We start from the raw sequence: 18,377 nt of genomic DNA, 5'->3' as shown, positions 1-18,377 counted from the left end.
GATACGGACAGGGGGAAGTTGTGCATCGATCGTAGCGCTCACATGCGCGGCGTTGCACATGACGGTCTACCCAATGGAGGCCAGCGCGACCGAGGCGGTCGCCGGCCGGTATTTTCCGGCCGCGCTCGCCGGGCCCGGCATGGGCATCGTGCCGCCGGTGCCCGGCTTCTATTGGATCGCGACCAGCATGTACTACCATGGTTCAACGGCGGGCGACGTGCCGTTCGGCGGCGGCTCGATCGCGGTCGGGCTGGAAGCCGACATGTATGTCACTGCCCTCGCCGGCATCTATGTGCCGAAGCTGGACCTGCCCGGCAACTGGACCTATGCGTTCCAGGGCGCAATTCCGGTCGGCTGGACCAAGGCGAAGGCTGATGTCGGCCCATTCGAGGTGGTTCAGGAGGCCTCCGGGCTGGGCGACATCGCGTTCGCACCGGCGGTCATGGGATGGCACAGCGATGCGATGGACATGTTCTTCGCGCTGTCGCTGACGGTGACGGCGCCGACCGGCGAATGGGGGAAGGGGGATCTCGCCTTCATCGGCCTGAACTACTGGACCTTCACCCCGGGCATCGCCTTCACCCGCCTGATCCCGGAATACGGGCTCGACTTTTCGGGAGCCTTCGGCATCGACATCAACACCCGGAATACGGACACCGATTACTACAGCGGCGCGGTGGCCCATCTCGATCTGGCACTGACCAAGAGCCTGACCAAGGAATTCTCCATCGGGGCTATCGGCGGCATCCTCTATCAGTTCGAGGACGACGACAGCACCTTCGCCGACAACCATGGTGGTTTCAAAGGGCGCTCGATCGCCGTCGGCCCGCTCATCAAATACAAGGCCACCTTCAACGAGCACACCGAAGTCGATTTCACGCTGAAATGGGCGCACGAAGTCGAGGTCGAGAACCGCATGAAGGGCAATGCCGTGGCGTTGCAGATCAGCGGCAAGTTCTGAGCGCAAGAAAGCGGGGAATGAGCCATGCCGTTTCGTTTCCTGAAACTCAGCCGACGCCTCCTGATAGCCGGCGTGCTCGCGCTGGGCCTCGTCACGCTGATCCAGCCGGGCGCCTTCGCACAGACCGACCCGCTGCCTTCCTGGAATGACGGCGCCGCCAAGACGGCGATCGTCGATTTCGTCGGCCGCGTCACCGGCGAAGGCGGACCGGATTTCGTGCCCGTCCAGGAGCGCATCGCCACTTTCGACAATGACGGCACGCTCTGGTCCGAGCAGCCGATGTATTTCCAGATCCTGTTCGCCATCGACCGCCTCAAGGCGCTTGTGAAGGCCAATCCGGCGCTCGCCGAGACCCAGCCCTACAAGGCGGTGCTCTCCGGCGACAAGGCGGCGCTCGCGGCGCTGGGCGAGAAGGGCCTCCTGCAGATCGTCGCCCTGACTCATGCCGGCATGACGGTGGCCGATTTCCACGCGCTCGTAACCGAGTGGATCAAGACCGCGCGCCATCCGCGCTTCGACCGGCCTTACACCGATCTTGTGTATCAGCCGATGCTGGAACTGCTGGCCTATCTCAGGGCCAACAGCTTCAAGACCTTCATCGTCTCCGGCGGCGGCATCGAGTTCATGCGGCCCTGGACGATGCAGACCTACGGTATCCCCCCCGAACAGGTCGTGGGCTCGTCCGGCAAGACCGAGTACCAGCTGAACGGCGATACGCCGATCCTGCGCAAGCTCCCCGAGGTCGAGTTCATCGATGACGGGCCGGGCAAGGCGGTCGGCATCAACCGCTTCATCGGCCGCCGCCCGGTGTTCGCCGCCGGCAATTCCGACGGCGACCTTGAAATGCTGCAATGGACCACGCTGAACACCGGCCCGCGCTTCGCCTTGATCGTCCACCACACCGATGCGGTGCGCGAATGGGCCTATGACCGCGACTCCCAGGTCGGCAAGCTCGACAAGGCGCTGGACGAAGCACCAAAGCGCGGCTGGCTGGTGGTCGACATGAAGAATGACTGGAAGGTCATTTACCCGTTCGAGAAGAACTGAGCGATGGCGGCGCGCGACTCCGTCATCGAGATCCAGAAGCGGGTCAACCAGGCCGTCATCGGCCAGCAGCGGGTGGTCGAGCGCCTCGTCATCGCGCTGCTCGCCAATGGCAATGTGCTGCTGGAGGGCTTGCCCGGCCTCGCCAAGACCCGCGCCATCAAGAGCCTGTCGCAGGCGCTGGAGAGCGAGTTCAGCCGCATCCAGTTCACCCCGGACCTGCTGCCGTCGGATGTGACCGGCGGCGAGATCTACCGCACCGACGGGCAGGGCGCCGGCAGCTTCGAGTTCCGCAAGGGGCCGATCTTCGGCAATCTCGTGCTGGCCGACGAGATCAACCGCGCCCCCGCCAAGGTGCAGTCCGCGCTGCTGGAGGCGATGGAGGAGCGCCAGGTCACGGTCTCCGGCAAGCGCTACGGCCTGCCGGACCTGTTCATGGTGCTGGCGACGCAGAACCCGATCGAGCAGGAAGGCACCTATCCGCTGCCCGAAGCGCAGATGGACCGGTTCCTGATGCATGTGCGGATCGATTATCCGAGCGATGCCGACGAAGCGAAGGTGCTGCGGCTGGTGCGCGCCGAGCAGGCCGGCACCGCGGAGGCGCCGCCCGCCAAGATCGCTCAGGCGGAGATCTTTGCCGCCCGCAAGGAGATCGACGCGGTCTCCATGGTCGAGGCGGTGGAGACGTACATCGTCGCCCTCGTCGCGGCGACGCGCCGGCCGGCGGAGTATGGCGACAAGCTCAAGGGCTGGATCGGCATCGGCGCCAGCCCGCGTGGCACGCTGGCGCTCGACCGTTCCTCGCGCACCTACGCCTGGCTGCAAGGGCGCGACTACGTCACGCCCGAGGACGTTCAGGCGGTGGTGCATGACTGCCTGCGCCATCGCGTGTCGCTGACCTATGAGGCCGGCGCCGACGGCATGCGGGCGGACGACGTCATTGACGAACTGGTGAAGCAGGTCGCCGTGGCGGTCTGACGGGGAGGGCGCATATGGCCGAGGAGGCGCGGGTCCATGTGACACTCGACGAACTGCTGCGCCTGCGCCACCGCGCCAAGGGCTTCAGCTTCCTGCCGAAGCAGCCGGTGCACAGCCTGTTGGCCGGCCGCCACGCGTCGCGGCTGCGCGGCCGCGGGCTCGAATTCGAGGAGCTGCGCCACTATTACGAGGGCGACGATGTCCGCGCCATCGACTGGCCGGCCACCGCGCGGCTCGGCTCGCCGCATGTGCGGGTCTTCACCGAGGAGCGCGATCGGCCGGTGCTACTGCTGGTGGACCAGCGGCTCGGCATGTTCTTCGGCAGCCGGCGGGCCATGAAATCGGTCGTCGCGGCCGAGGCGGCGGCGCTGGCGGCGTGGCGGGTGACCTCGCTCGGCGACCGCGTCGGCGCCATCGTGTTCTCCGAGGACGGGATCGACGAGATCCGGCCGCGCGCCCGCAACGCTGCGGTGGCGCCGATCCTCGACGCCATCGTGCGGCGGAACCAGGCCCTGCGCGCGGATGATCCGCGGCCGACCGACCCCGGCCTATTCAACGAGGCCCTGCGCAAGGCATCCAGGCTGATGCCACATGACGGGCTCGTCACCCTCATCACCGACGCGGCCGGGGCGGACGCCGAGACGGTGAGACTGGTGACCGAGATCACCGCCCATAATGACGTGCTGACGATCTTCATCTCCGACCCGCTGGAGGCCGAACTGCCGGATGTCGGGCGCGCCGTCATCGCCGAGGCCGCGCGGCAGATGAATATCGACATGTCCGGCCGGGATCTGCGCACGCGCTTTGCTGCCGACTTCAACGCCCGGAGGGATGCGATCGAGCGCTTCTCGCGCCGCCGCGCTATCCCGGTGCTGCCCCTCTCCACCGTGCGGGACACGTCGGAACAGCTTCGCGAACTGCTGGGCCGCCGCCTTGCCAGAAAGGCGCCGGCCGCGCGTGCTGCGAGTGCCGCGTGATGAGCGATCCGGCCGACCTCTCCAACCTGCGCGACATTATCGTGCCGCCACCGGTGCCATGGTGGCCGCCGGCGCCGGGCTGGTGGATCGTGGCCGCGGCGCTGGCGGCGGCATTGGCGATACTCGCCGTGCACATGATCCGGCGCCATCGCCACAATGCCTATCGCCGAGCCGCTTTGGCCGAACTCGCCGCGCTCGATCCCGTCAATGAGCCGGCTCGGGTGTTGGCGCTCTCCGCCATCCTCAAGCGCGCCGCGCTGGTCGCCTATCCGCGCGCCGAGGTGGCGAGCCTCACCGGCGCCGCCTGGCTGGCCTTCCTCGACCGCACCGCGGAAACGGATGCCTTTACCAAGGGCCCCGCTGCCGCGCTCGAACGCGCCGCCTATGGCGCACAGAGCGGCGACGGCGCGGCGATCGTGGCGGCGGCGCGGCGCTGGGTGAAGCGCCATCGGGCGGCGGAGTAGCGCCCATGCTTGGTTTCGCGCACCCGTGGCTCGCATTGCTTCTGCCGCTGCCGGCGCTGGTCTATTGGCTGGTGCCGCCCTACGCCGCGCGCCGCGCTGCGGTCCGCGTGCCGTTCTTCGTTCAACTCGCGACGCTCACCGGCGCTTCGCCACGGGGAGGGGCGAGCATCAGCCGGCGCGGGCTGTGGCGCAGCCTCGGGCTTGCCGCCTGCTGGTGCCTCGCACTCGGCGCGCTGATGCGCCCGCAATGGACCTTGCCGCCGGTCCATCACGACCAGCCGGCGCGCGACCTGCTGCTGCTGGTCGACCTGTCCGGCTCGATGGACACCGCCGACTTCACCGATGCCGCCGGCAACAAGGTCAACCGGCTCACTGCAGTGAAGCAGGTGCTGGACGATTTCCTTGCCCGCCGGCAGGGCGACCGCGTCGGCGTCGTGGTGTTCGGCAATGCGCCGTTCGCGCTGGTGCCGTTCACCACCGATCTGAAGCTCGCCCGCCAATTGCTCGGCGAGATGCAGGTCGGCATGGCCGGGCCGCGCACCGTGTTCGGCGATGCCATCGGGCTCGGCATCAATTTGTTCGCGACATCGACCGCGCCGGCCAAAACCATGATCGCGCTCACCGACGGCAATGATACGGCGAGCAGCGTGCCGCCGGACGAGGCCGCGCGTATTGCGAAGGACAAGGGCATCGTCATCCACACCGTGGCGGTCGGCGATCCGGCGGCGGCGGGCGAGGAGAAGCTCGACGAGGCCGCCTTGAAGCAGGTCGCCGACCTGACTGGCGGCGGCTATTACCGCGCGCTCGACCGCGACCAGTTGGCCGGCATCTATACAAGGCTCGATGCGATCGAGACCCGGAAGGTCGATACCGTCTCGTTCCAGCCGCGGGTCGAACTGTACTGGCTGCCGCTGGCGGCGCTGACGCTGCTGTCCATGCTTATGCAGGCGATCCGGCTGGTGCGCTGGCCGCGCCGGCGGGTGGCGGAGGCGACGCGATGATGGACGCGCTCGCCGCATTCCACTTCCTGCGGCCATGGTGGCTGCTGCTCCTGCTGCCGGCCCTCGCGCTGTGGTGGCTGGAGCGGCGCGAGACCGACACCACGGCGCGCTGGCGGGCGGCGATCGACCCGGCCCTGCTGCGCCATCTCATCGTCGGCGGCGACACGCGGCGGTTCAAGCCGAGCGACCTGCTGCTGGCGGGCTGGATCGTCGGCGTCCTCGCCATTGCCGGCCCGGCCTGGCGGCAGGCGCCGTCGCCGTTTGCGCAGAGCGCGCGACCGGCCATGTTCGTGCTGAAGGTCGCTCCGTCCATGCTCGGCACCGACCTCCAGCCGACGCGGCTCGACCGCGCCCGCCAGAAGATGAGCGACCTCCTGGCTCTGCGCGAGGGCGCGCCGACCGGGCTCGTCGCCTATGCCGGCTCGGCGCATCTGGTGCTGCCGCCGACCCCGGACGCCGCGGTGGTGGAGACGATGGCGGGCGCGCTGGCGCCCGACGTGATGCCGCGCGAGGGCGACGATCTCGCTGCTGCGGTGAAGCTCGCCGGGCAGGTGTTGACCGATGGCAGGCAGGGCGGTTCCATCGTCGTGTTCGCCGACACGGTGGCGCCCGGTGCGATTGCCGCGCTCAAGGATGAGCGCGACGTCCCGGTGACGCTGTTCGCCATGCAGCCCGCTGCTCGCGTGTCCGCTGATCCCAGCCTCAACTCTGCGGTATCCGCACTCGACGCCGATCTCGTGGTGCCGACGCTCGACACCGCGGATGTCGCCGGCCTCGCCCGCACGCTCGCCACCAAGGGCGCTGCACCGCCGCTCGCCGGCGAGGCGCCGCGCTGGGAGGAGGCGGGCTATTGGCTGACGCCGCTGATCGCGCTGCTGGTGCTCGGCTGGTTCCGCCGCGGCTGGGTGTTGGCATGAACGCGCGCAAGCACCACTCAAGCCGGGCTGTGGCAATGCTGGTAGCAATGCTTGTCGCGGCGCTTGGCATTGCTGCGTGGCTGGTCGGCTGGAGCGCGCTCTGGGCAAGCCCCGACCAGCGTGGGCGCTATCTGTTCGAGCACGGCAAGTATCAGCAGGCTGCCGATGCCTTCCTCGATCCGATGTGGCGCGGCGCCGCCCTGATGCGCGCCGGCAACTTCAAGGACGCCGCGCAGACTTTCGCCGGCATCGACACCGCGGACGGCGCCTACGATCATGGCAATGCCCTGGTGATGCTCGGCAAATATGACGACGCCGTCGCCCGCTATGACCGCGCGCTGGGATTGCGGCCGGGCTTTGCGGACGCCGAGGCCAATCGCACGCTCGCGCAATTGCGCGCGGAGCGCATGAAGGCGCCGGGAGGGGAAGCCGGCGACCAGCGCGAGGGCGCCGACCAGATCGTCTATGACAAGGATGCGAAGAACCCGGGCGGCCAGCAGACCGACACCGCCGGCGCGCCGATGAGCGACGAGGCAGTGCGCGCGCTGTGGCTGAAGCGGGTGCAGACCAGGCCTGCCGACTTCCTGCGCGCCCGCTTCGGCTATCAGCTCCAGCAGCAGGGCGGGACGTCGCCATGAGATGGCCGCTTGCGTTCCTGCTGCTCGGCCTGGCCGGCCCGCTCGCGGCGCAGGAGGCCGTGGTGGTGCGCACCAAGGCCGATCCTGCGGCCGGCGCCGTCATCGGCCAGCATGTCGCGCTGTATGTCGATGTGCTGTTCCATAATGCGATGCGGAGGCCGCCGCGTGTCGCGGTGCCGGACGTCGCCGGCGTGCAGGCGTTCCGCTTCGAGACGCAGGGCACCACGGTGCGCGATACCATCGGCGGCGAGCCCTATGTCGGCCAGCGCTTCGAGTTCGCGCTCTATCCGCGGCGCGGTGGCGAATTCGCGATCCCACCCGCGACCGTGACCCTGCTCGATTCCGCCGGCGAGACGACGGGCAGCACACGCGGCGAACCGGTGGAGATGAGCGTTACGGTGCCGGCAGGTGTCGATCCCTCCCAGCCGGTCGTCGCCACCCGGCACCTCACGCTCGACGAGCAATGGGCGCCGGCACCGGGTGGCACCTTCAAGGCGGGCGATGCCATCGTCCGCACCGTCACCCGCACGGCCGAGGACGTTCCCGGCCTCGTGTTGCGCGATCTGCCGCTCGGCGCGCCGGACGGCGTGCGCGTCTATACCGATCCGCCGGACAGCGAGGACCGCATGAATCGCGGCGCCATCACCGGGCGGCGGGTCGACCGCATCACCTATGTGTTCGAGCGTGGCGGGCGGTTCGAACTGCCGGCGGTCGCACAGCCCTGGTGGAATCTGGGCGAGGGTGCACTGAAGGCGGCCGCAGGGGCCGGGGCAACGATCAGCGTTGCGGAAGAGCCGGCTTCAGGCGTCGAGACGGCCCCACCAAACCGGCGCCTCGCCTATGCGGCGCTGTTCGCCGCACTCTGTCTCGTGTTCTGGATCGGCACGCGCTATGCCGCCCATGCCCGTGCGCGGCACGCGGCGGCGGCGACGCCGGAAAGCAGGGCTTTTGCCGCGCTGCGCGACGCCTGCAGGGCCGGCGATGCGCGCGCCGTCTATCGCGCATACTCGGCCTGGTGTGCCGACCTCTCGCCGGCCGCACGTGCAAAGGCCCGGGAGTTCGTCCGTCCTTTGGAGGCTTCATTGTTCGGCACGGCGGCGGTGCCGTGGAGCGCGAGCGACGCAAACCTGTTGCTCGATCGCCTCGAGTCGCTCCGCGCGACGCGGGCGTCGGCATCGCCCCCATCGTCCTTGCCGCCGCTCAATCCGCTCGCCGACGCGCCGACATGAAGAAAGCGAGCCGGTCGCCCGGCTCGCCCAAGCCTTCAATCCTCGATGAGCCGCTTCAGCCCTTGATGAAGGCCAGCAGGTCCGGATTGACCACCTCCGGATGGGTGGTGCACATGCCGTGCGGCAGGCCTTCATAGCTCTTGAGCGTGCCGTTCTTCAGCAGCTTCACCGCGAGCGGCGCGGAGTCGGCATAGGGCACGATCTGGTCGTCGGTGCCGTGCATCACCAGGACCGGAACCTCGATGGTCTTGAGGTCTTCGGTGAAGTCGGTCTCGGAGAATGCCTTGATGCAGTCGTAATGCGCCTTGGTGCCGCCCATCATGCCCTGGCGCCACCAATTGTCGATGACGCCCTGCGAGACCTTCGCGCCCTCACGGTTGTAGCCGTAGAACGGGCCGGCCGGCACATCGATGTAGAACTGCGCGCGGTTGGCGACCAGCGCCGCGCGGAAGCCGTCGAACACCTCGATCGGCAGGCCGCCCGGATTCTTCTCGGACTTGACCATGATCGGGGGCACCGCGCCGATCAACACCGCCTTGGCGACGCGGCCGGGCTCGGCACGGGCCACATAATGCGCCACCTCGCCGCCGCCGGTGGAATGGCCGATATGGATCGCGTTGCGCAGATCGAGCGCTTTGGCGAGCTCGATAACGTCGGCCGCATAGGTGTCCATCTCGTTGCCGGTCGCGGTCTGCATCGAGCGGCCGTGGCCGCGGCGATCATGCGCGATCACCCGATAGCCCTGGCCGAGGAAATAGAGCATCTGGTTGTCCCAATCGTCGGCGCTCAGCGGCCAGCCATGGTGGAAGACGATCGGCTGCGCGTCCTTGGAACCCCAGTCCTTGTAGTAGATCTCGGTGCCGTCCTTCGTGGTGATAGTGCTCATGTCGGTTCTCCTCGTTTTGCTGTGGGCCGCCGCTCTGTGCGCCTCGGTGTGGATGTTGTAGGCGAGAGGGCTGACGGGCGCGCTTGGCAGAACTGACATCGGGCGGGCCGAAACTGACAGAGTGCCGAGGGACCCGTGATCGTCGCCGAGATTGGACTGCTCATCTATCCGGACGCGCAACTGGCTGCGGTCTATGGCCTGACCGACCTGTTCCGCATCGCCGGCGACGTCACCGCGGCGAGCGACGACGGCGACCCGGCGGCGATACGTGTCACCCACTGGAGACAGGCCGATGACGGGGCGGGGGTGGCGTGCACCTATGACAGCCATCCCGGCAAACCGCACAAGCCCAGTCACCTGATCGCCCCGCCCAGCCTGGTGATGCCGGGCAAGATGCAGTCGATGCGCGGCTTCGCCACCTGGATGGCGGATCGCCATGCCGAGGGCACCACGCTGTGTTCGGTGTGCGCGGGCGCCTTCGTGCTCGGCGAGACCGGCCTGCTCGAAGGGCGGCAGGCGACCACCCACTGGGCATTCGCCGATGCGCTGGGCGAGCGTTTCCCCGCCATCAAGGTCGATGTCGACCGCATGGTGATCGATGATGGCGACATCATCACCGCCGGCGGCATCCTCGCCTGGACCGATCTCGGGCTCACGCTGGTGGAGCGTCTGCTGGGGCCTAGCGTGATGCTGGAGACCGCCCGCTTCCTGATCGTCGATCCGCCCGGTCGCGCCCAGCGGCCATACAATCACTTCGTCCCGCGCCTAGATCACGGCGATGCCGCGATCCTGAAGGTGCAGCACTGGCTGCAGGCGACCGGGGCGAAAGACCATGCGGTCACCGCGCTGGCGCGGCGCGCAGGGCTGGAAGAGCGCACCTTCCTGCGCCGGTTCCAGAAGGCGACCGGCCTCAAGCCCACCGAATATGCCCAGCAGATCCGGATCGCCAAGGCACGCGAGGCGCTGGAACTCAGCCGCCGCCCGGTGGAACAGATCGCCTGGGAGGTCGGCTACAGCGATGCCTCCGCCTTCCGCAAGCTGTTCCAGCGCATCACCGGCCTGGCGCCGACGGATTATCGTCGCAGGTTCGGCGTCGCGGCAGGTTAGAGAGCCGGCTAATAGGCAGGCCAGAATCTCCATTCTACCTCATCCCCGGGCTTGACCCGGGGATCTAGCCCATCCGCATGCACCCGGTTGAAGTCTGGATCCCCGGGTCAAGTCCGGGGATGAGGGAGTAGGGTAGCTCCCTATGAGCCATCCGCGACCGGCGCCCCGTCTGGATGTTTCATGATAAGGTCCGTGCCGCTCGATGAAGACCGTCAGGAGGGCGCCCATGGACTACCGCAACGCGTTCGACATGACGGGATCCGTCGCCGTCGTCACCGGCGGCTCGAGCGGCATCGGCTTCGAGTCGGCGACGGCGCTCGGGGCATGCGGGGCAAAGGTCATCGTCGCAGGTCGACATCAGACTGCGCTGGATGCGGCCGTGAAACGTCTCGCCGAGAGCGGAGTGGATGCCGCTTCCGCGGTTCTGGACGTGACCGATCCGGCTGCCGTGACCACGGCAGCCGCCGCGATCGTCGAGGAACACGGCAAGGTCGACGTCCTCGTCAACAGCGCCGGCATTGCCCGGCTCAATTCGGCGGTCGAAACGCCTGACGACGAATGGCGCGAGGTGATGGACGTCAACGTCAATGGCGTATTCTGGTGCTGCCGTGCCTTCGGGCGCCATATGGTCGACCGAAGGCAGGGCAGCATCGTCAATCTCGGCTCGATGTCCGGCCTGATCATCAATCGCCCGCAGACGGCGGCCTCCTACATGGCGAGCAAGGGTGCCGTGCACATGCTCACCAAGGCTCTGGCGACCGAGTGGGCGAAGAGCGGGGTGCGCGTGAACGCGCTGGCGCCGGGCTACATCGCGACCGAGATGACGCTGAAAATGCGCGAGCGGCCCGAGCTGTTCAATGTCTGGCTGGACATGACGCCGATGGGCCGCGTCGGCGAACCCTCCGAGGTCGCCGCCGCGGTGGTCTATCTGGCCTCCGCGGCTTCGACCTATGTGACGGGGACCATCCTGACGATCGATGGCGGCTACACCGCCTGGTGAGATCCCGGCACCAGATAGCTCGCCAGATGGGCGTCGAGCGCGGCCATCGTCGCCTCGTCAGCCGGGGCAGCGCGGAACCCGATGAAGCCGTCCGGCCGGACCAGTATGGCGCCGCCATTGGGCACGCCGGCTGCGGATGCATCGAAGCCCTCGCTTGAGGCATCGACGACCGAGACGAGGCCGTTCCAACGTGCACGCAAATGGTCGAGGCGCGGCGCTTCGCCGAACACGATCACATGGTGGCCGGTGCCGCTGAGGCGATGGCGGACCGGGAAGCGCTCTCCGGGTGCCGGGCCTTCCACTGCCGCGCTGGCCTCGCCGACGAGCGCGCTGCCCGCATAGGAGACGTCGAGCATCGAACGCCGGCGCACGATCGCCATGCCCTTCACCGGATCGGCCGGCGGCAAAGTCGGCATGCCGTCCCGACACATCGCGATCAGCTCCATCACGGCGTTATGGATCTCGTTGGAGACCTCCAGCACGTGATGGTCCGCCGCGCCGCGCTCCGCTGCGTAGCTGTCGAGCAGCGCCGGCTTGCCGGACCCGTGCACGACGAGGGCGAGCTTCCAGGCGATGTCGGCCGCATCCATGAAAGCGGCATTGATGCCTTCGCCGCCCATCGGACTGGAGAGGTGCGCCGCATCGCCCAGCAGGAACCGCCGCCCGTCGCTCAGGCGCTCGGCGGCGCGCATGTGCATGTTGAAATAGGAGGCCCAGCGCAGATCGTGCATGCCGAGATCGACGCCGGCGCGACGATTGAGCAGTTCGCTCAATTCGGCCGCGCTCGGAAGCTCGGAGCGCGTATCGGCCTCGTCGCGATTGACGAAGATCAGCCAGCGCTCGTCCGGCAGCGGCGAGACCAGCACGAAGCCTTCCGCGCCCACGATCACCCGTCCGCATTCGGGCTGGTAGGGCAGGCGATGCTTCATGTCGGCGACGATGTACCGGCCGCCATAGGTGTCCCCGGCGAGATGCTCGTGCATCGAATGGCGGGTGATGCTGTGGGCGCCGCCCGCGCCCAGCACGTAGGACGTGGTGAAGACCTCCTCGCGGCCGCCGGCCTCGACCGTCACCCGCAGGCCCGCCGGGTCGTCCTCGATCGCCTTCACTTGCGTGCCGTACTCGATCCGGACGCCGCAGCTCTCCAGATGCTCGCGCAGGATCGCCTCGGTGTGCCACTGCGGCAGGCTGCACTGATGCTCATATTTGCAACCGATATTGGCGAGGGTCATTTCCGCGAGCTGCTGCAGGCCCGGGCCGAGCACGTGAACCCGCTTGATATGCACGCTGGCGTCAAGGAACGGCTCGATCAGGCCGCCGCGGTCGATGAGTTCGAGCACCGCCGGCTGCAGAGCGGTGCCGCGCGTCTCGTGATGCGGTTCGAGCCTGCTCTCCACGATGCGCGGCGTGACGCCATGCCGAACCAGTTCGCACGCTGCAAACAATCCGGCCGGGCCGCTCCCCACGATCAGGACGGTCGGTTCGGCGGCGCTCTCGCTTTGCATTCACCAAACTCCTATTGGGCGCCTACGGCCGCAGCGCGCCTTGTGCATTGACATAGATGGCATACAGCGAGGTCTGCGCGGTGACGAACAGCCGGTTGCGCTTGCGTCCGCCGAAGCAGACGTTGGAGACCAGTTCCGGGATTGGGATGGTGCCGATATGGGTGCCGTCCGGCGCATGGCAGTGGACGCCACCGAGCGCGGAGCTCCATACATTGCCCTGGGCATCGCAGCGGAAGCCGTCATAGGCGCCGTCCGGCAAGGTTGCGAAGGTGCGCGGATTGGCGAGGGTGTTGTCGGGCCACACCTCATAGGCGGTGATGGTGCGCGGATGCCCGGCGACATGGCTCGACCCCGTGTCGCTGACATAGAGGATCCCCTCGTCGGGCGAGAAGGCAAGGCCGTTGGGCTGCACGCGATCGGTCACGACCGCCGTGACCGTGCCGGTGGCCGGGTCGAGGCGATAGACGTTGGCTTCCCCGATTTCCGATGGGGCGGCGTCGCCTTCATAGTCGCCGTCAATGCCGTAGGTCGGATCGCTGAACCAGATGCTGCCGTCCGATTTCACCACGATGTCGTTCGGCGAGTTGAACCGCTGGCCCTCGAAATGCGTCGCCAGGGCAATGACGCTGCCGTCGTGCTCGGTGCGGGTGATCCGCCGCCCCTTGTGCTCGCAAGAGACCAGCCGGCCTTCGAGATCGACGGTGTTGCCGTTGTTGTTGGCAGAAGGCTCGCGGAACACGGAGACGACGCCGCTGGTCTCGTCGTAGCGCATGAGCCGGTCGTTCGGAATGTCGGAGAAAATCAGGTAGCGCCCGGCCGGGAAATAGGCCGGCCCCTCGACCCATCGCGCGCCGGTCCATAGCTGCTCAAGCTTCGCACTCGCGATGATCAGCTTGCCGAAGCGCGGATCGAGAACTTCAAGCTCGCCCATGCCCGCCCTCGTGCCGGTCGCGACGCCGCTCCCGACGCCTCAACGCGGCACCTTAGTGTCAGGCCGTGACCGTCTCAAGCGCTTCCCTTGGAGCAACTCATTGCTCGGAACCGGAGATCAGGCCCGCGCCGATGGCGAGCCAGACCAGATGCGCATCGGTCCGTGCGCCGAGCTTGGACTTGATCTGATAGTGGTAATTCTGGACCGTCTTCAGGCTCAGCCGCAATTCCCCGGCGATCTGCTGCGTGTCCATCCCCGAGGCCACCATGCGCAGTATCTCGGTCTCCCGCGTCCCGAGGCCGTCGAGGGCGGACGAGCGGTTCGACAGCCGGTCGGCGGCGATCTCCTGGGCGATGTCGTCGCTCAGCGCCCGCCCGCCTCGCGCCACCGACTGGACGGCGCGCACCAGTTGGTCCGGCGCGCTGCTCTTCGTCACATAGCCGGATGCGCCGGCTTCGAACGCCTTGAGCGCGAAAGCGGCCGCCTGGTGCATGGTGAAGACCAGGATGCGGGCGGCACGGTCCCACTGCCGGATATGGCGGACAGCTTCCAGGCCACCCGCCCCGGGCATCGACAGGTCCATGATGACGATATCGGGCGCGCTCTCCTTGTAGGCCCGGTACGCCTCGGCCGCGTTCTCCGCCTCCGCCACGACGCGATAGCCCGGTTGGCGTTCGAGAAGCCGCCGATAGCCCTCCCGCACCACCGGATGGTCGTCCACCAGCAGGATCGACAGGCCGCTCATGACGCCGCGCCCGCCAGCGGCACCAGCGCGGCGATACGCACCCCGCCCGCCGAGCGCCCGATGGACAGCGTTCCGCCGAGCGCACCGATGCGCTCGCGGATGCCGAGGATGCCGAAACCGGAACCCGCTCCAACGAGATCGGGATCGCCGCCGCCGTTGTCGTCGACGACAAGGCCGACGCTGCCGCCGCTTTGGCCCTCCCGTGTCAGGCGCATCACCACCCGCGTCGGGTTGCCGTGGCGGGCGGCGTTGGTGAAGCACTCCTGCGCAATGCGGTAGATGTTGAGCGCGGCGCCGGGCGGCACCGAGGCAAGGTCGCCCTCCACCTCCATGCGGAACTCGGCGCGCCCGCCGCGCAGCGTGTTCCAGCCGGCCACCATGTTGCGCAGGCTGGTCTCGAGGCCGAGCTCGTCGAGGTCGGGCGGGCGCAGGCGGGCGAAGGCGCCGCGCAGCGTCGCCATCATCTGCGCGGTTATCCGGGAGATCGCGCTGGCGTCGGCGGCGATATCGGGCCGTTCCGCCCCTGCCTCCATCGAGGCGGCGAGGGCGCTCACCGCGGTGAGGCACTGGCCGAACTCGTCGTGCAGCTCGCGCGCCAGCGCGCGGCGCTCGTCCTCCTGCACCTGGAACAGGCGGCGCGTCAGCGCGGTGCGCTCTGCCGTGGTGCGCTCCAGCCGGTCGGCGAGGTCGTTCACCGCTTCGGCGATGCGCCGGAACTCGGTGATGCGCAGGGCGGGCAGGCGGCTGGCATGGTCGCCGGCTTCGAGCCGCCGCAAACCCGCTATGATCGCCTGCACCGGCAGCAGCGCGTGGCCGACCGCGAGTGCCGCCAGCAGGCACATGCCGAGCGCGATCGCCACCGCCATCCCCGCCATGACGCGGACCTGCCGCCATGCCCCGGTCACCGCCGCGACCCGGTCGAGGGAGGCGATCACCGTGCCGACTTCCCGGCCGCGGAACATGATCGGCCGCACCACCGGGACGCCGACATCGAAAACGCGGTCATACACCGCGCCGAACCATTGCGGCGCGGTGTCGCCGAGCCCGTCCCAACCGCCGCACAGCCGGCGGCGTACCTCGCTGGGTATGCCGAACTCCACGCATACGCCCGGCAGGATCGAGGCGATGGCGGCATCCATCTGCCAGTCCGACAGCGAGGGCGGCTGGAAGGCCTGTATGCCGGCGCTGCCGAGGCCGGGCCGCGTCTCGATCTGCCGTGCGACCCGCTGGGCGGAGGCCTCGACGCCGAGCCGCATGCTCTGGTCGGTGTCCTGCATGATCCAGCCGATGGCGCAGACCAGGCAGAACAGCACCACGCCGATCAGGCGCAAGGTGAGGCTGAGAAGCAGGCTCATGCGGCGTCTCCGGGCGCGCGGTCTTCGAGCCCTATCCGCTCGGATGAAATCATCCGAGCGAAAAGATAGTGCTCTCGATTCAAGAAGCTGGAGCATGTTCTGATCGCAAAAGTCTTCCAACTTTTGCGGAACATGCTCTAGCCGCGTGGGGTGATTTCGCGCCTGACGTAGCGCGCAGGCAAGGGGCAGCGCGAGTATCGGGAAATTTGCCCAACCGGGTTCGGGAAGATCGCCCCGTTCCTAGCGGCGGTATTCGCTAGACACTGCGCTTCGGATCGCAACAACCGCGGGGCAGGCATGAACATGATGCGCGAGGCCGTCACCCGGCCACAGACCGAGGTGCAGCATCGCGTCGCCGCCCTTGCGCAGACGCTGGAGCGCGGGCTGATCGGCCGCACGCCGCTGGTCGAGCGGCTGCTCATTGCCCTCATCAGCGGCGGGCATGTGCTGATCGAGGGTGCGCCCGGCCTCGCCAAGACGCGCGCGGTCAAGCGCCTCTCCGGCGGTCTCGATGCCTCCTTCGCCCGCATCCAGTGCACGCCGGACCTGATGCCGGCCGACCTCACCGGAACCCCGGTGTGGCGTCCCGACACCGGTGTCTTCGAGTTCGTGCCGGGGCCGGTGTTCCATTCGCTGGTGCTGGTCGACGAGATCAACCGCGCCCCGCCCAAGGTGCAGTCGGCGCTGCTGGAGGCCATGGGCGAGGGGCAGGTGACGGCCGGCGGCACCACCCACAAGCTGCCCGATCCGTTCATGGTCGTCGCTACGCAGAACCCCATCGAGCATGAGGGCACGTTCCCGCTGCCGGAAGCCCAGCTCGACCGATTCCTGTTCCACGTACCGGTGACGATGCCGGATGCGGCGAGCGAGCGGGCCATCCTCGATCTGGTCGAGCGCGAGACCTCTGCGCCGGAGGACGTGCCGCTGCGCCTCGACGCGCACGAGATCAGGCTGGCGCGGCAGGAGGCGAACGCGGTCCATCTGGCGCCGGCGCTGAAGGACTTCATGGTCCGGCTGGTGATGGCGACGCGCGACGGCTCGGCCGGGCCGGAGGTAGCGGCCGCCATCGAGCACGCGGTCTCGCCGCGCGGCACGCTGTCGCTTGCCGCCGCGACGCGGGCGCGGGCCTATCTCGCGGGCCGCGCGCACGGCACGCCGCAGGACGTGCAGGCGCTGGCGCAGGATATCCTCGCCCATCGCCTCGGCCTGACATGGCGCGCTGCTGCCGAGGGCGAGACGGCGCGCAGCGTGGTCGCTCGCATCCTCGAGCGCGTGGCGCCGCTGTGATCGGCGAGGGCGCCGGCACCGCGATCGACATCAAGGCGCTGCTCGGCCTGCGCCATGTCGTCCACAACCTCCAAAGCGCGCGGGTCCACCGGACCGCCGCGCTGCCGGGGCCGATCGTGACGAAGAGGCGCGGCCGGGGCATGGAAGTCGACGAGGTGCGGGCCTGGACGCACGGCGACGATGTCCGCCATATCGACCGCAACACCACCGCCCGCACCGGCCGGCCGCATGTGCGCACCTTCCGCGACGAGCGCGAGCAGACGACGCTGCTGCTCGCCGATTTCCGCGCCTCCATGCTGTTCGGCACCCGGCGCGCCTTCCGCTCGGTGGTGGCGGCGGAAATCCTCGCTCTGGCCGGATGGCGGGCGGCGGTCCTTGGCGGGCGGGTCGCACTGCTCGCCATTGGCGGGTCCGAGCCGTTGCTGCTGAAGCCGGCGGCCGGCGACCGGGCGATGACCCGGATCATCGGCGGCCTGCACCGCGCCCATGGCGAGGCCATTGCCGCGCCATTCATGGCGGAGGCACCGCTTGCCGAAGCCCTGGAGATGGCGGCGCGCGCGCTGCCGCGCGGCGGCACCATCGTGCTGGCGAGCGGGCTCGACAGCGCCGGTATCGGCTTCGACGACGCGGTGCGCGCCGCGACCCACCGCGTCGACCTGCGGATCGCGCTGGTCAGCGACGCCTTCGAGCGGACGGCGCCGCGCGGTGCGTACCCGTTCATAACGCCGGAGGGCAAACGCGGCCTCCACATCGTCACGCATCCGCGTGCCGAGGCAGGCGAGGCCCGCATCGCGGCGCTGCGCCGGCTGGGAGCGCACGCGGTGCGGTTCGACGCCGAGCTGATGCCGGAACGGCAAATGGCGATGCTGGGGCGGCTGCATGGCGACGATGCCTGATCCGCTCGATGCCTTGCACGCGATGCGGCTGCCGGCGCCGCCCGCTTCCTCGCTGGTCGAGATGCTCGCGCTCAGTGTTGCCGCTGGGGCGTTGGTCGCGTTGCTGCTGGCGGGCGTACTCGCGCTGTTCTCGGCGTGGCGGCAACGCCGCGCCCCATCGCGCGATGCCCTGCGCAAGCTCGACTTGGCACGGCGCCTGGAGCCGGCGGAGCGCGTCTGCGCCCACGCCGTCGCGCTCCGCCATTATGCGGTTGCGACCGTGGGGGCGGACACCGGTCACCTGCAGGGCCCGGCCTGGCTCGACCGGCTGGACCACTTGTTCGCGACCGACTTCTTCACCCGTGGCGACGGCATGGTGTTTGGCGAGGCGCTCTACCGGCCGCTCCAAGACACCGATGTCGATGCAGTCGAGACGACGCTTTGCCGGCTATTGAAACGTCGGCGGCCGCGATGACG

At 68.7% G+C, this 18,377-nt stretch carries 19 protein-coding genes; 14 read left to right on the top strand and 5 right to left on the bottom strand.

Going from position 1 to position 18,377, the window contains the following annotated elements; genetic code table 11:
* Positions 1-58: 58 nt before the first annotated feature.
* The 9 genes from G3545_RS05130 to G3545_RS05090 are packed head-to-tail and all read left to right on the top strand — an operon-like array spanning position 59 to position 8,209.
* Positions 59-961 (top strand): transporter, encoded by a 903-nt coding sequence (locus G3545_RS05130; protein WP_170010451.1) that lies wholly within the window; start codon positions 59-61, stop codon positions 959-961.
* Positions 962-985: 24 nt separating this feature from the next.
* Positions 986-2,008 carry an HAD family hydrolase gene (locus G3545_RS05125; RefSeq protein WP_170010449.1) on the top strand — a complete coding sequence of 341 codons (1,023 nt, stop codon included), beginning with the start codon at positions 986-988 and terminating at the stop codon, positions 2,006-2,008.
* Positions 2,009-2,011: 3 nt separating this feature from the next.
* Complete coding sequence (locus G3545_RS05120) at positions 2,012-2,983, top strand: MoxR family ATPase (RefSeq protein ID WP_170010447.1); 972 nt, start codon at positions 2,012-2,014, stop codon at positions 2,981-2,983.
* A 14-nt stretch (positions 2,984-2,997) separates the two neighbouring features.
* The gene (locus G3545_RS05115) at positions 2,998-3,960 is read left to right on the top strand and encodes a DUF58 domain-containing protein (protein WP_170010445.1); all 963 of its coding nucleotides are present in this window, start codon (positions 2,998-3,000) and stop codon (positions 3,958-3,960) included.
* On the top strand, positions 3,960-4,424 hold the full coding sequence (locus G3545_RS05110; RefSeq protein WP_246702697.1) for a DUF4381 domain-containing protein: 465 nt from the start codon (positions 3,960-3,962) through the stop codon (positions 4,422-4,424). The genes G3545_RS05115 and G3545_RS05110 overlap by 1 nt, the downstream gene beginning before the upstream one ends.
* A gap of 5 nt (positions 4,425-4,429) precedes the next feature.
* On the top strand, positions 4,430-5,425 hold the full coding sequence (locus tag G3545_RS05105) for a VWA domain-containing protein (protein ID WP_170010441.1): 996 nt from the start codon (positions 4,430-4,432) through the stop codon (positions 5,423-5,425).
* Entirely contained in the window at positions 5,422-6,342 is a 921-nt protein-coding gene (locus G3545_RS05100) for a VWA domain-containing protein (RefSeq protein ID WP_246702696.1), read from the top strand. The genes G3545_RS05105 and G3545_RS05100 overlap by 4 nt, the downstream gene beginning before the upstream one ends.
* A complete protein-coding gene (locus G3545_RS05095; protein WP_246702695.1) occupies positions 6,339-6,980 on the top strand; it encodes a tetratricopeptide repeat protein in 642 nt (213 codons plus the stop codon). Before G3545_RS05100 ends, G3545_RS05095 begins: the two co-directional genes overlap by 4 nt.
* Complete coding sequence (locus G3545_RS05090; RefSeq protein ID WP_170010439.1) at positions 6,977-8,209, top strand: BatD family protein; 1,233 nt, start codon at positions 6,977-6,979, stop codon at positions 8,207-8,209. The genes G3545_RS05095 and G3545_RS05090 overlap by 4 nt, the downstream gene beginning before the upstream one ends.
* A 55-nt stretch (positions 8,210-8,264) precedes the next feature.
* Here G3545_RS05090 and G3545_RS05085 read toward each other — a convergent pair whose 3' ends face one another.
* Complete coding sequence (locus G3545_RS05085; protein ID WP_170010437.1) at positions 8,265-9,095, bottom strand: alpha/beta hydrolase; 831 nt, start codon at positions 9,093-9,095, stop codon at positions 8,265-8,267.
* A gap of 135 nt (positions 9,096-9,230) precedes the next feature.
* Between G3545_RS05085 and G3545_RS05080 the strand changes: the two genes are divergently transcribed.
* Both G3545_RS05080 and G3545_RS05075 read left to right on the top strand, forming a co-directional pair.
* A complete protein-coding gene (locus G3545_RS05080) occupies positions 9,231-10,202 on the top strand; it encodes a GlxA family transcriptional regulator (RefSeq protein ID WP_206151379.1) in 972 nt (323 codons plus the stop codon).
* A gap of 226 nt (positions 10,203-10,428) precedes the next feature.
* A complete protein-coding gene (locus tag G3545_RS05075; protein WP_170010435.1) occupies positions 10,429-11,202 on the top strand; it encodes a glucose 1-dehydrogenase in 774 nt (257 codons plus the stop codon).
* Here the strand turns inward: G3545_RS05075 and G3545_RS05070 are convergent.
* The 4 genes from G3545_RS05070 to G3545_RS05055 all read right to left on the bottom strand — a co-directional run bounded on the left by G3545_RS05070 (position 11,187) and on the right by G3545_RS05055 (position 15,738).
* The gene (locus tag G3545_RS05070) at positions 11,187-12,707 is read right to left on the bottom strand and encodes an FAD-dependent monooxygenase (RefSeq protein ID WP_170010433.1); all 1,521 of its coding nucleotides are present in this window, start codon (positions 12,705-12,707) and stop codon (positions 11,187-11,189) included. The genes G3545_RS05075 and G3545_RS05070 overlap by 16 nt on opposite strands.
* Positions 12,708-12,729: 22 nt before the next feature.
* On the bottom strand, positions 12,730-13,638 hold the full coding sequence (locus tag G3545_RS05065) for an SMP-30/gluconolactonase/LRE family protein (RefSeq protein WP_170010431.1): 909 nt from the start codon (positions 13,636-13,638) through the stop codon (positions 12,730-12,732).
* A gap of 97 nt (positions 13,639-13,735) precedes the next feature.
* A complete protein-coding gene (locus G3545_RS05060) occupies positions 13,736-14,383 on the bottom strand; it encodes a response regulator transcription factor (protein ID WP_170010429.1) in 648 nt (215 codons plus the stop codon).
* The gene (locus G3545_RS05055) at positions 14,380-15,738 is read right to left on the bottom strand and encodes a histidine kinase (protein WP_170010426.1); all 1,359 of its coding nucleotides are present in this window, start codon (positions 15,736-15,738) and stop codon (positions 14,380-14,382) included. Before G3545_RS05055 ends, G3545_RS05060 begins: the two co-directional genes overlap by 4 nt.
* Positions 15,739-16,041: 303 nt before the next feature.
* Here G3545_RS05055 and G3545_RS05050 point away from each other — a divergent pair, with 303 nt between their 5' ends.
* The 3 genes from G3545_RS05050 to G3545_RS05040 are packed head-to-tail and all read left to right on the top strand — an operon-like array spanning position 16,042 to position 18,375.
* Positions 16,042-17,025 (top strand): AAA family ATPase, encoded by a 984-nt coding sequence (locus tag G3545_RS05050; protein WP_170017914.1) that lies wholly within the window; start codon positions 16,042-16,044, stop codon positions 17,023-17,025.
* Positions 17,022-17,921: a DUF58 domain-containing protein gene (locus tag G3545_RS05045; RefSeq protein WP_246702694.1), complete on the top strand. Its 900-nt coding sequence runs from the start codon at positions 17,022-17,024 to the stop codon at positions 17,919-17,921. Before G3545_RS05050 ends, G3545_RS05045 begins: the two co-directional genes overlap by 4 nt.
* Positions 17,905-18,375, top strand: coding sequence for a DUF4381 domain-containing protein (locus G3545_RS05040; RefSeq protein ID WP_170010422.1), 471 nt, complete (start codon positions 17,905-17,907; stop codon positions 18,373-18,375). Before G3545_RS05045 ends, G3545_RS05040 begins: the two co-directional genes overlap by 17 nt.
* The last annotated feature ends 2 nt before the right edge of the window (positions 18,376-18,377 follow it).

Source organism: Starkeya sp. ORNL1 (assembly GCF_012971745.1).
GTDB lineage: Bacteria > Pseudomonadota > Alphaproteobacteria > Rhizobiales > Xanthobacteraceae > Ancylobacter.
This window is presented reverse-complemented; position numbering and strand designations above follow the sequence as displayed.